Origin of the sequence: Alteromonas stellipolaris (genome assembly GCF_001562115.1) — a bacterium.
GTDB classification, from domain to species: domain Bacteria; phylum Pseudomonadota; class Gammaproteobacteria; order Enterobacterales; family Alteromonadaceae; genus Alteromonas; species Alteromonas stellipolaris.
Window position 1 is genome coordinate 918,548 of record NZ_CP013926.1, and the last position, 12,749, is coordinate 931,296.

Here is a 12,749-nt window from a genome sequence, read left to right on the forward strand (position 1 = left end):
CGGGTGATATTTAAATGAAAACTTTTGTTGCAAAGCCAGAAACGGTACAACGTGACTGGTACGTGGTTGACGCCACAGACAAAACTCTAGGCCGTTTGGCTTCAGAAATCGCATTGCGCCTTCGTGGTAAGCATAAGCCAGAGTACACTCCTCATGTGGACACTGGTGATTACATTGTAGTTATCAATGCTGATAAAATTACGGTTACTGGCCGTAAAGCATTGAACAAAATCTATTATGCACACAGTGGCTATCCAGGTGGTCTGAAAGAAACTAACTTTGAAAAGCTGCTAGCTTTCAAACCAGAAATGGTTATTGAGAAAGCAGTGAAAGGAATGCTGCCAAAAGGTCCTCTAGGCCGTGCAATGTTCCGTAAAATGAAAGTTTACGCTGGTGCAGAACATAAGCACGCAGCACAGCAACCACAAGTTTTGGACATCTAAGGGGCAATCGAAATGGCAGATACTCAATACTACGGCACCGGCCGCCGCAAAAGTTCTACCGCTCGTGTGTTCCTGCGTCCAGGCTCAGGTAACATTCAAGTAAACAAACGTGCTCTAGACGAGTACTTTGGTCGCGAGACTGAGTGCATGGTTGTTCGTCAACCTCTAGAACTTGTTGAAATGTTGGAAAAGTTTGACCTATACGTCACTGTTAAAGGTGGTGGTTCTAACGGTCAAGCTGGCGCAATTCGTCACGGCATCACTCGCGCTCTTATGGAGTACGATGAGACGTTACGTCCTGCTCTACGTAAAGCTGGCTTCGTTACTCGTGACGCTCGTCAAGTTGAACGTAAGAAAGTGGGTCTACACAAAGCGCGTAAGCGTCCACAGTTCTCAAAACGTTAATTTTACGTTTTATGCAAAAAACCCGGCTTTCGCCGGGTTTTTTATTTTCTGGCTTAAATAAAATCAAAAAAAGTGGAGGTGTTTATGCTTCACTGCGTATTAGTAGGTAGGCCAGAAATGAACGAAGAATTAGTGTGAAAGTTGTTTATTTAAATACTCAATCAGCTATAGCGCAGTCTCAAAGCGACAACGCTACGCTCTACCATCTTATTTCTGAGCATGAGCCGGCACTTCGTCGATTTATCCGAGTAAGGGCACGAGCTAATTCCCCAGAAGTGGAAGATATTATCCAAGAAATGTACGCCAAACTGTTTTCACTAGATGGATTGGCTCAAAAGATTGAAGCGCGCCAAGATACGTTTAGAAGCTTTCTGTTTACCGTGGTCACCAATTTAATCATCGATAGAGAACGGCGAGCAAAAGTGCGTGCTCATGAGGCGCATGAACCATTTTCTGATACCCTATACTCTACGTGGAGCAATGAGCCCGAGAAGCATGCAGGGATAGCTGAAAAACTCATAGAAATTGAAAACGTGCTTGAAAATATCAATCCTCATCACAAATCTGCATTCGTGCTTTGCCGTGTTGAAGGTAAGGCTTATCGGGAAATTAGCGATATATTAGGTGTTTCTGTCAGTACGGTAGAAAAATATATCTCAGCCGCACTCTCGGCGATTCGTAATAAGGTACAAGATTAATGGCTACGGGTTTGAACCAGCATTTAATAAATAAACGCGCAAGTGAATATGTTGTGCGCCTTTACTCTGGTGAGCTAACAGCTAAAGAAGAAAGTGAGATCCTTGCGTGGTGCGATGCCAAAGCTGCCCATCAAGCAGCTTTTGATGATGCACTTTTAGTATGGGAGAGCTCTGCTCACATTGCGCCTCATATAGGTTGGCGACAAAAGCTGGAAAAGCGCTTCTATCGCATGCGCTATCTAGCGGCATCTATTGTTGTAGCATCGTTCTGCTTTTTACTCATCACGCATCACAATGCGCCTGACCAAAGTATTGATAACAGTGAGCTTGCCAATAATTACTCTACTGCCATCGGCGAGGTCAGCAATGTTGGATTATCAGATGGCTCTACCATTACGTTAAATACAGATACCCGCATTAATATAAAGTTTAGCGAAACGCACAGAGAGCTTTGGCTAGAACAAGGTGAGGCATTTTTCGATATTGCTAAAGATCGCTCCCGTCCATTCCTAATTCATACCGCAAAAAAAACAGTGAGAGTCGTAGGGACGAAGTTTAATATTAAGCTATCACAGGCTGGATTTGATATTGCTGTAGAAGAAGGAATCGTCGCCATAGAAGAAAAGGCAGAGGCGAACACCAACAAACCAACGAAAGATGATACCCAAGTGTTATTGGAAGCCGGCGCAGTTGCATCGTTCAATGATACCAGCGCACTTATCGCAAAAGAAAGTGTGGACAGTGTAGTAAAAGCGCAAAGTTGGCGTACGGGTTACTTACGTTTTGATGAAGAACGGTTAGATAAAGTTATTGCCAGTTTTAATCGCTATAGAAGCAAAAAAATAGTGATTAATCAGGATGTAGCCGATTTGCGTATTAGTGGCGTTTTTAAGCTGTCAGATGGCGATGCAATTTTAACGGCACTTGAAGCAACCTTGCCGATAGAAGCGAAAAGAGATGAAGAAAATATAAAATTAGTGAAGAAATAGCGGAGGGTTTTGTTTTTGGCTGCGTATTAACTAAAAGGGAACACATTACAATACTATAGGAGCAGCCATGAAGTTGCCAAAAACTACAACAAGTACGTTAGCCCTGTGTGTCGCATTGTCACTTAGCACAGGCTTAAAAGCACAGCAAATAGATAACCTTTCAATTCAAGCTACTACACTTGATAACGCATTACTCTCACTGGCACAGCACAGTGAAATTCAAATTTTGTTTTCAGACGCTAGAATAAAGCAAAAACTAGCCCCTAAGCTAGAAGGCAATATGGATGTGCAAGATGCACTTTCCACCTTGCTTAAAGGCACGGGCTTCACCTACAAGCAAACCTCTGAAAGTACCTATATCGTTACACCGATTGGAAGCGAAGAGAAAAACCAACCACAAAACCCTTCTGCCGTTCCCGTTACTGCTGACGTTCAAAAACAAGAAGCAAGTGTAGAGCGTATTCAAGTTACTGGCTCAAACATCCGTGGAATGCAAGATACTGGCGCATTGCCCGTCACCATGATGTCATCTGAAGATATTGATGGTTTAGGCTTAAGCAGTGGCGCGGAAATTTTAGCGGAGTTACCACAACAAGGTGCCGTAAATTTTAATAGCGAGCGTGTAGTTGGTGGCGTAAACGATGCACGTGGCGATGTCTCTTCAGTAAATCTACGAGGTATAGGTACAGGCTACACACTTACACTGTTGAACGGTCGCCGATTAGTGCTACACCCAGGTACGCAGGCCGAAAACTTGGTGCCTGTCACTACTGTGAATTCAAATACGCTGCCAGTTAAAGGGCTAAAAAGAGTTGAAGTGTTACGCGATGGCGCTGCGGCTATTTACGGTACTGATGCCATATCAGGTGTAGTGAATTATGTATTAGACGATAAATATACCGGCGGTGAGCTTCAAGCTCAATATGGCAGTAGCCAAGGTACAGGTCGCGACCAAATCAATTTATCAGGCGCTGGTGGCTGGTTATTTAATAATGATAAAACACACGTTACTTTTAGTGGTGGGTACTATCATCGTGACATGGTAATGGCGAGTGAGCGGGACTATGCCGCCAGTTCTGACTTACGCAACTTCAGCGAAGTGCCTGCTGATTTTGTTGGCGATACACAGCTAGATAATCGCTCAACGGTAACGCCATGGGGCGAATTCTCCTCAGACAGTTTAGGCACGTTTCACCTTGAGCCAGCGTCATACAACGATTGTGTTGCAGACGTTAGTGGCGATGTGTGTGCGTCTTCTGGATCAACACCTCGAGATATGCGCTTCGATTCAAACTCACAGCGTAGCTTAAGCTCTGAAGTAGATAGGCTCAACCTGTACACCTTGGTGAATCATCAAATCAACGACGACGTTGAGATATACGGTGAAGCCCTTTACTACTCGGCAACGGCAAAACGTATTCGTGAACAATCGGGCAATCTAACAGCACAGCGTTTTACGGTGTCTGCTGATGCATTTTACAACCCTTTTGGTGAGGACGTAACAGTTCGTCGCTATCGTCCCATTGATACAGGCCCACGAAATATCGAAGTCGATGACTACAGTTATCGTTTATTAGCAGGCTCCCGTGGTTATATAGGCGATTGGGACTTCGACTCAGCCGTGTTGTATTCAAAAGCGAATACCATAGATACCGCAAATCGAATTAACACCACCTTGTTCCAACAAGCGGTTAATAGTACCGATGAAAGCACGGCTTACAATATTTTCAGCGGCGCCAGTGTAACTAACCCAAATACGGTTGATGATACGCCTGTATCACAAAGTGTTATAGACAGTTTTAAGGTGGACGTTGAGCGGGAGTCAGAAACAGAACTTGCTTCAATTGACGCCAAAGTGTCTCGACCAGATTTATTTAGTTTACCCGCCGGTGATGTAGGTTTTGCCGCAGGTGTTGAATATCGCTATGAGAGCTTTTTTGACAAACGAACCGATGATTTGAACGGTACGCTATTTTTCAGTGACCTAGTGGGTGGCACTTCGTCTGAAATTGCTAGCCAAGTATTAGGAAGTAGCCCCACGCCTGATGCCAGCGGAAGTCGCAATGTAGTATCTGCGTACGCAGAATTTGCCATTCCATTGCTGGCCGATAAACCCTTTATTGAAAGTTTGAATTTGCAGGTGGCTGGCCGTTACGAAGATTTCTCTGACGTAGGCAGCATATTTAAACCTAAATTTGCCCTTGCATGGACGGTAAATGAAAACGCGTTAATTCGTGGTGCTTATTCAGGGGGCTTCAAAGCGCCAGGGTTACCACAGACCACAGCAGTAAATGTTGCCCGTTCAAATACCAGAACCGATCCGGTGACACAAACGAATCGTGGTACGCTAGAACTTCGAAATGGCAGCGATACTTTAAGCCCCGAAGAAAGTGAAAACTACTCGTTTGGTGTAGTACTTACGCCTACCAAAGCGTTAACCCTTACAGTCGATTGGTGGCAAATCAAGCAAGAGAACACGGTGGGTATTTTAGATAGTCAGACGCAAATTTTGTACGATGCGTTATTGCGAAGCCAAGGTAGTTCAAATGAAAATGTGGTTCGTGATGAAAATGACGAAATTATATATATTCGAAACGACTACACCAACTTACTTCCAAGAGATATTTCAGGTATCGATTATAGTGCCGATTACCGTTTTGAAACTGAAGTGGGTGACTTTTCCATCAAGCTCAGTGCCGCCAACTTACGAAAGTTCGATCAAGGATCTGACGATATCACAGACTTAGTCGTTGAAGCGCAGGAAGCTGGGAACGATGCGTTATTGTTTGAAGGAGAGCAAGTTGCCATATTTGGTAGCGATGGCGACCTTATCCGTCAAAACGAACGCCCTGAATGGCGGGCTAACTTATCGCTAACTTATTCTCGCGATGCATGGCGTGCCGGTCTTAAATATCGTTATGTTAGTGATGTTGAAGACACTAGCTTAAATTATACCGACGATTCAGGTGATTTAGTGACTTACGTCATTGATGATTGGTCAACGTTAGATGCGTACGTAAGTTACCGCTTTAGTGAAGACGCACTGTTTAGCGGAAAAACCAAAGTGACCGTAGGCATGCGTAACCTGACTAACGAAGAGCCGCCGTTTGCCGATGAAACCTTTGGTTTCAGCAGTAGCCTTCATTCATCGATTGGCCGTTATACTTACGTAACGCTTAATCATAAATTCTAGGTTAAACACTTAATCTACTTCCACATCATAAAAAGGCGCTTACTATTAGGTGGGCGCTTATTTCATGGAGATATCATGTTTCGATTATTTTTCATTGCACTGGGGTTTGCCTCCCTTCTTGCTTCCCCTGTTGCATTGGCGTGTGAATTCGAAGGCGTTACTTTTTCTGCAGATTTTGAAGCCGGTAAGTTAGATTCCTGTGAAGTCGACGAAAACGGCACCTATGTATTGAGCTTCTTACCAGAAGATAAGCCTATAAATCCTAGCCCTTGGTATTACTTTAGCGTTACAGCAGCAGGTGATTCATCGTCGAAACAAGCAGAAAAAGTAGACGTAGTACTTACCTTTGACGGTTATACGCCAAGGTATTTACCTAAAGTGAGTTACGATCAAAAAAGCTGGAAGATAACCGCGTTTGATACCGCTGAGCAGGGCATGACCCTATCTTTACCTGTATCAAAACGGCCACTATATGTGGCAGCTCAGCGTCCTATTCCAAATTCTGTTTACACAAACTGGCTACAACAAGCAGAGCAAGACTTTGCCATTAAGCCGTTTACGATTGGTAAATCTACCGAAGGCCGCACGCTTTCTGCATTTACTTTAGAAAAGCCAGAAAACACAGAGTGGGTTATTTTCATTGGTCGCCAACACCCACCGGAAGTAACAGGCGCAGTAGCTATGTTCTCTTTTCTAAATCAATTCTTAACCACTACGTTTGAAACCAGTGCGTTTTTGTCGCGCTTTAATGTGTTGGTAGTGCCAAACATAAACCCTGATGGTGTCGCTAATGGTCATTGGCGACATAGCCTTGGCCATAAAGACCTAAACCGCGATTGGAATGTATTCTCTCAACCAGAGACCAGAGCAGTGAAAAAGTATCTGGATAAAATAACGGATGCTGGCGGGAAAATTGTAATGGGCATGGACTTTCACTCTACCCACAACAATGTTTTTTATACCATTCCTGTAGATGAAAGTATTGCCCCTAGCAACATGGTTGTAGACTGGTTAGCCGACTTGCAAACGCAAACAAAAGGCGTGTTTAAAGTCGTAGATAAACCTGGCACTTCGCCAGGGAAGGGGGTATTTAAACAGTTTTTTGCTGATGTTTATCACGTGCATGGCGTTACCTATGAAGTCGGTGATAATGAACCAAATGAAAAAACTCGCTACGTTGCTAAACATGCTGCCAATACGCTTATCGATACGTTAATTGCCACCCCTGCTGAGGCATTTTATATTAAAGCATGTGCAGGCGAAGCAGCAAGTTGTGAGCAATGATGATGCATTTATGTACAATTAAACCGACAGCCCTTCGTGATAAACTTGCTATTGCAGTGCTCATATCCTCCATTAGTGTTGTGGGCGCTGTTAAGGCTCAGAGCGTTGAGCAAACCGATATTTCGGCTATAGACTCTAAAGGCGCGGTTACGTTTGCTCACCAAAGCACAATGAAGCACATCGCTAAAACCATGTGGGAAAAACCTGAACTGGGTTTTCTAGAGCATAATAGCAGCGCATTAATGCAACAGACGCTGATTGAACGTGGCTTCAAAGTCACGGCCGGTGTTGCAGGAATGCCTACCGCATTTATCGCGCAGTACAGCCCAACTGGCCAAGACAATAAAGCCGATAACAAGCCTGTTATTGGCTTACTTGCCGAAATGGATGCCCTACCCAGCATGGGGGTCTTAAATACGTCTGACAAGCAGCCGATTAGCACTAACGGACATGTTCATTCTGGTCATGCTTGTGGACACAACTTGTTTGCCGGTGGGGTAATAGGCGCTGCGCTTAGCTTGGCTGATTATCTCGATACCCATCCAAATCAAGGTTCTCTGAAGGTTTTTGGCGCACCTGCTGAAGAAGGGGGCTCAGGGAAAGTTTATCTGGTTAAGGCCGGCATATTTGAAGATGTAGATGTTGCATTACATTGGCATCCTTCAGATAGCACGACGTCTTCACCCTCATCTTCGCTGGCCAATAAGAGCGGTAAGTTTCGTTTTTACGGTGTAGCTGCTCATGCTGCCGCAGCGCCAGATAAAGGGCGCTCGGCATTAGATGGCGCAGAAGCCATGAACATGATGGTAAATTTAATGCGTGAGCATGTACCAGACGGGACGCGAATTCACTATGTCATCACTAACGGCGGAAAAGCGCCCAACGTAGTGCCGGATTTCGCCGAAGTGTATTATTACGTGCGTTCAGCGCAGCCTTCTGTGGTGTTATCACTATGGGAAAGATTAGAAAAGGCGGCTAAAGGCGCAGCACTTGGCACTGAAACCCGTGTTGATTGGGAAGTCACAGGAGGGGTGTGGAATGTATTACCTAATGTGACCTTATCAAAACTAATGCACAAGCATATTGAAGCCGCACCGCCGATTATTTTGACCAAAAGTGAGCAGCAGTTTGCTAGCGAAATAAGTAGCACTCGCGAACAAACCTTTAATCACAATGCTCACAGCACACCAGAGCCCTTTGATGAAAAGATTACTGTTTGGTCGGCATCAACTGATGTAGGTGATGTGAGTTGGCAAGTGCCTACCGTGGGACTATCAAGCGCCACCTGGGTAAAAGGAACTCCGCCTCATACATGGCAGGCGTCAGCAATGAGTGGTACTGATATTGGTTACAAAGGCATGTACTTGGCCAGCGAGGTACTCACACAAACCGCGATATCGCTTTTTGCTGAACCTAAAAATATTAGTAAAGCAAAGCAAGAGTTTCGGCAACGAAAAAGTACGTTGAACTATGAATCCATGCTTGGGCAGAGAGCACCAGCACTCGATTATCGTAAGTAGAATATTTTCGTACTACAGCGTCAAAGGTTTATAACAATCTTGTAATATTACTAAGAGATTTGGCCGAATTTCGGTCAAATTCTTGATTTTATTCCAATCACTCACTAATTCTTAACGATGACCCCAGATTAATTTATTGCTTAAATACCAGTAAAACCTTGTGTTTATAAGGGCTTTTCTTTTATCATTTGCGGTCGAAATTTGACGAAACTTTAGTGAATTCTCGAATGAGCCCATAAGTGCCTTCGAGTTAACTTCATGACAAGCCATATGATGGGCGATCCTAACGTGATAAAACCAGTAAAAGTTAGGGTTATACATCATAATTATCCGAACCTGGAGAAATGTGGATGAGCAATGTATCTGTAGATGCAACAGAGTCTGCACACAATGACAACCAGCCAGAAAACAACACCCGTCGTCGGTTCTTGACCGTTGCCACGTCGGTAGTTGGTGGTGTAGGTGTTGTTGGAGCGGCAGTGCCTTTTATTGCGTCCTGGAATCCAAGTGCCAAAGCGAAAGCGGCCGGTGCTGACGTTGAAGTAGATATCAGCGGGATTGAACCTGGACAGCTAGTGCGTGTGATGTGGCGAAGCAAGCCTGTATGGATTGTTCGTCGTACCCCTGAAATTCTTGAAGAATTGAGCACTCACGAAGATAAACTGAAAGATCCTAACTCTGAAGCAGAGCAACAACCTACGTTTGCCCAGAACCGTTTCCGTTCTATGAAAGAAGAGTACCTTATCTTAGTAGGTATTTGTACGCATCTAGGTTGCTCACCGCAGCACCTTAAAGATGGTGCTTTCGAAGAAGTAGTGGAAGGGGTTCCAGATGGTTTCTTCTGCCCATGTCACGGTTCTAAGTTTGATATGGCTGGTCGTGTATTCCAAAACGTACCTGCGCCATTAAACCTTGTTGTACCGCCTTATCAGTTCGTTGATGATACAAATATCATCCTCGGCTCAGAAGCGGAGGCTGTGTAATATGAATGCTTTTTTAGAGTGGATTGAAGCGCGTATTCCAATTATGCGTGTGGCGAATATGCACGCCATCCAATACCCAGCCCCTAAAAACATGAACTTTTGGTACGTGTTTGGATTCTTGGCTACCATCGTTTTAGTTAACCAAATTATTACTGGAATCTGGTTAACAATGAACTTCGTACCGACTTCTGAAGGTGCGTTCGCGTCTGTTGAATACATCATGCGTGAAATTGATTACGGATGGATCATCCGCTATATGCACAGTACTGGCGCTTCAGCGTTCTTCATTGTGGTATATCTGCATATGTTCCGCGGCATGATTTACGGTTCTTACCAAAAGCCTCGTGAATTGCTGTGGGTGTTTGGTATGTTTATCTACCTTGCACTAATGGCTGAAGCCTTCATGGGTTATGTATTGCCTTGGGGACAAATGTCGTATTGGGGGGCACAGGTAATTGTATCTCTATTTGGTGCGATTCCAGTTGTAGGTCCAGACTTAGTTATCTGGCTACAAGGTGACTATGTTATCTCGGGTGCTACGCTAAACCGATTCTTCGCATTGCACGTTATTGCATTGCCATTGGTTATTGTTATTTTGGTATTCTTACACATTATTGCGCTACACGAAGTGGGTTCAAACAACCCAGACGGTATCGCCATTAAGCATAAGAAAGGCTCGTTACCTGAGTCAGAAAAGACTAAGTTCCAAATTCATGAGTACTACACTAGCAAGTATGATATCGCTGATGACATCTTGCCATTCTTCCCGCACATGGTGCTGAAAGACTTAGTAGCGTTCTGTATTTTCTTAGCTTTGTTCACGTATATCTTGTTCTTCGCACCTGAAATGGGCGGCAAGTTCCTTGAGCATCCTAACTTTGAAATTGCGAACCCGTTGAAAACACCTGAACATATCTTCCCTGTTTGGTACTTCACGCCGTTCTACGCCATTCTTAAGGCCGTACCTGATAAGTTAATTGGTGTACTTGCTATGTTTGGTGCTATTGCAGCCTTGTTCGCTTTACCATGGATAGATCGCGGTCGTGTTAAATCGTGGCGCTATCGTTGTGGTTTACACACAGTAAACCTTATTGTGTTCGCAATTGTGTTCGTTTTCTTAGGTTACTTAGGTGCTACACCTCAAGAAAACTGGAAGATTGTTGCGTCGCAAATCGCGACTGTTATGTACTTTGGTTTCTTCGTGTTGTTGTTCCTATACAGCCGTAACGAGAAAACTAAGCCTGTACCAGAGAGGATTGCCTAATGAAAAAATTGATGTGCTTTTTAGCATTTTTTCTACCGGGTGTAGCGTTAGCCGCTGGTGGTAGTGTGCATCTTGATAAGGCACCTATCGACCTAACCGACAAGGCCTCGTTGCAACGTGGTGCGCAGTTGTTCATGAACTACTGCTTAGGTTGTCACTCAATGAAGTATCAGCGTTACCAGCGTACGTTTGCCGATTTAGGTATCCCTGACGAGCTAGGAACTGAAAACCTTCAGTTCACTGGCGAGAAGGTTGCTGATTATATTACTCGTGCAATGCCTGAAGATGCAGCTGCAGGTTGGTTTGGTGCTGCGCCACCAGACTTAACGCTTGTCGCTCGTGTTCGTGGTGAAGATTGGATTTATACTTACCTACGTTCTTTCTACGTAGATGAGAGCCGTCCATTTGGAGTGAACAACAAAGTATTCCCAGAAGTGGGTATGCCGCATGTGCTTCAACCTTTGCAAGGTACACCAACTGAAATGCACGAAGAAGTTATGGTCGACGGCGAAATGGTTGAACAATATGTAGGTATTAAATCTGATGGTACAGGTTCAATGTCTCCAGATGAGTACGACCAAGCCGTTGCCGATATTGTTAACTTCTTAGAGTATACCGGTGAGCCAGCTAAGCTAGATTCACACCGTATTGGTAAATGGGTTCTTATCTTCATTGCCGTACTGTTTGTATTTGTTTACTTGCTGAAGAAAGAATACTGGCGAGAAGTGCACTAATCGCACAGAATTATGTATAATAGCAAAGGGGGCTTCTCGCCCCCTTTTTTAGTATTTGAATTTCGCCCGATTTAGTGGGCATAACTAGTTTCTCGACGGAGGAAATTGAATGGCCGTAGCCGCGAATAAACGTTCTATTATGACGTTGTTCTCTGACACAATTGATATTTACAGCCATCAGGTGCGTATTGTGTTGGCAGAAAAAGGTGTGGGTGTTGAAATAAGCTACACAGATCCTAGCAATCTGTCAGAGGATCTGTTGGAGTTAAACCCTTACGGAACCGTTCCAACTCTTGTTGATCGTGAACTGGTGCTTTATAAATCGCATATCATCATGGAATACCTTGATGAGCGTTTCCCGCATCCACCACTTATGCCAGTTTATCCGGTATCTCGTGGCCAAAGCCGTCTTATGATGCACCGCATCGAGCAAGACTGGTATTCGTTAGCAGCTCGTATCTTCCGTGGTGAAGGTAACGTTGAAGCTGCGCGTAACGACTTACGTGAAGCGCTACTTGCATTAGCACCTGTATTTGGTGAATTGCCTTACTTCATGAGCGAAGAATTCAGCTTAGTTGATTGTTATCTTGCTCCGTTATTATGGCGCTTACCTGCTTTAGGTATTGAGCTTAATGGCGCAGGTAGTAAAGAAATTAATGCATACATGAACCGTATCTTCTCTCGCAGTTCATTTAAAGCATCGTTAACCGATCAAGAGCGCGAGATCCACAACCCACTATGACATCTATGACGTCTAATCAGCCCTACCTATTAAGGGCCTTTTACGAATGGATAGTGGACAACGATCTCACCCCATACATTGTTGTTGATGCAACCAATGAAATGGTGGAAGTGCCTTTAGAGTTTGTTAAGGACGGGCAAATCGTTTTAAACGTGTCGCCTAGTGCGTGTGTGAACTTCTCATTGGACCTAACCGGGCTTTCTTTTCAAGCTCGTTTTGGTGGCCAACCAAGAAGGTTAAGCATGCCTAGCGAAGCCATTATGGCGATTTATGCTCGTGAAAATGGCGCTGGTACTGTATTTGCTACCGAAGAGGAGATGGCCAAAACAAGTAAGCCATCTGAACCTCAAGCCACTGGGCCTGCTTCTATTGAAGACGTCGACGCGTCTGATAATATAGATGCACCCGTTCCCCCTAAAAAGGGAAAGCCTACCTTAAAAGTTATTAAATAAGCATTCTGACTTTCTGCTGCCTTAGCAGGAAGTCAGCTTATT

At 44.3% G+C, this 12,749-nt stretch carries 12 protein-coding genes; all 12 read left to right on the top strand.

Annotated elements, in window-relative coordinates:
* Nucleotides 1-14 precede the first annotated feature (14 nt).
* The 12 genes from rplM to AVL57_RS03815 all read left to right on the top strand — a co-directional run bounded on the left by rplM (nt 15) and on the right by AVL57_RS03815 (nt 12,707).
* Nucleotides 15-443: a 50S ribosomal protein L13 gene (rplM, locus tag AVL57_RS03760; RefSeq protein WP_013785378.1), complete on the top strand. Its 429-nt coding sequence runs from the start codon at nt 15-17 to the stop codon at nt 441-443.
* A 12-nt stretch (nt 444-455) separates the two neighbouring features.
* A complete protein-coding gene (gene rpsI, locus AVL57_RS03765; RefSeq protein WP_013785377.1) occupies nt 456-848 on the top strand; it encodes a 30S ribosomal protein S9 in 393 nt (130 codons plus the stop codon).
* A gap of 134 nt (nt 849-982) precedes the next feature.
* The gene (locus tag AVL57_RS03770) at nt 983-1,546 is read left to right on the top strand and encodes an RNA polymerase sigma factor (RefSeq protein ID WP_057793778.1); all 564 of its coding nucleotides are present in this window, start codon (nt 983-985) and stop codon (nt 1,544-1,546) included.
* Nucleotides 1,546-2,535, top strand: a complete 990-nt coding sequence (locus tag AVL57_RS03775; protein ID WP_057793776.1) for a FecR family protein — start codon at nt 1,546-1,548, stop codon at nt 2,533-2,535. The genes AVL57_RS03770 and AVL57_RS03775 overlap by 1 nt, the downstream gene beginning before the upstream one ends.
* A gap of 67 nt (nt 2,536-2,602) precedes the next feature.
* Nucleotides 2,603-5,728, top strand: coding sequence for a TonB-dependent receptor (locus AVL57_RS03780; RefSeq protein WP_057793774.1), 3,126 nt, complete (start codon nt 2,603-2,605; stop codon nt 5,726-5,728).
* Between the two features lie 75 nt (nt 5,729-5,803).
* A complete protein-coding gene (locus tag AVL57_RS03785) occupies nt 5,804-7,012 on the top strand; it encodes a M14 family metallopeptidase (protein WP_057793772.1) in 1,209 nt (402 codons plus the stop codon).
* The gene (locus AVL57_RS03790) at nt 7,009-8,532 is read left to right on the top strand and encodes an amidohydrolase (RefSeq protein ID WP_231751161.1); all 1,524 of its coding nucleotides are present in this window, start codon (nt 7,009-7,011) and stop codon (nt 8,530-8,532) included. Before AVL57_RS03785 ends, AVL57_RS03790 begins: the two co-directional genes overlap by 4 nt.
* Before the next feature lie 350 nt (nt 8,533-8,882).
* Entirely contained in the window at nt 8,883-9,515 is a 633-nt protein-coding gene (gene petA, locus AVL57_RS03795; RefSeq protein ID WP_013785371.1) for a ubiquinol-cytochrome c reductase iron-sulfur subunit, read from the top strand.
* Between the two features lies 1 nt (nt 9,516).
* On the top strand, nt 9,517-10,779 hold the full coding sequence (locus AVL57_RS03800; RefSeq protein WP_013785370.1) for a cytochrome b: 1,263 nt from the start codon (nt 9,517-9,519) through the stop codon (nt 10,777-10,779).
* Nucleotides 10,779-11,513, top strand: a complete 735-nt coding sequence (locus tag AVL57_RS03805) for a cytochrome c1 (RefSeq protein WP_057793768.1) — start codon at nt 10,779-10,781, stop codon at nt 11,511-11,513. The genes AVL57_RS03800 and AVL57_RS03805 overlap by 1 nt, the downstream gene beginning before the upstream one ends.
* Before the next feature lie 109 nt (nt 11,514-11,622).
* Nucleotides 11,623-12,255, top strand: coding sequence for a stringent starvation protein SspA (sspA, locus tag AVL57_RS03810; protein ID WP_013785368.1), 633 nt, complete (start codon nt 11,623-11,625; stop codon nt 12,253-12,255).
* Nucleotides 12,252-12,707, top strand: a complete 456-nt coding sequence (locus tag AVL57_RS03815) for a ClpXP protease specificity-enhancing factor (protein WP_082604968.1) — start codon at nt 12,252-12,254, stop codon at nt 12,705-12,707. Before sspA ends, AVL57_RS03815 begins: the two co-directional genes overlap by 4 nt.
* The last annotated feature ends 42 nt before the right edge of the window (nt 12,708-12,749 follow it).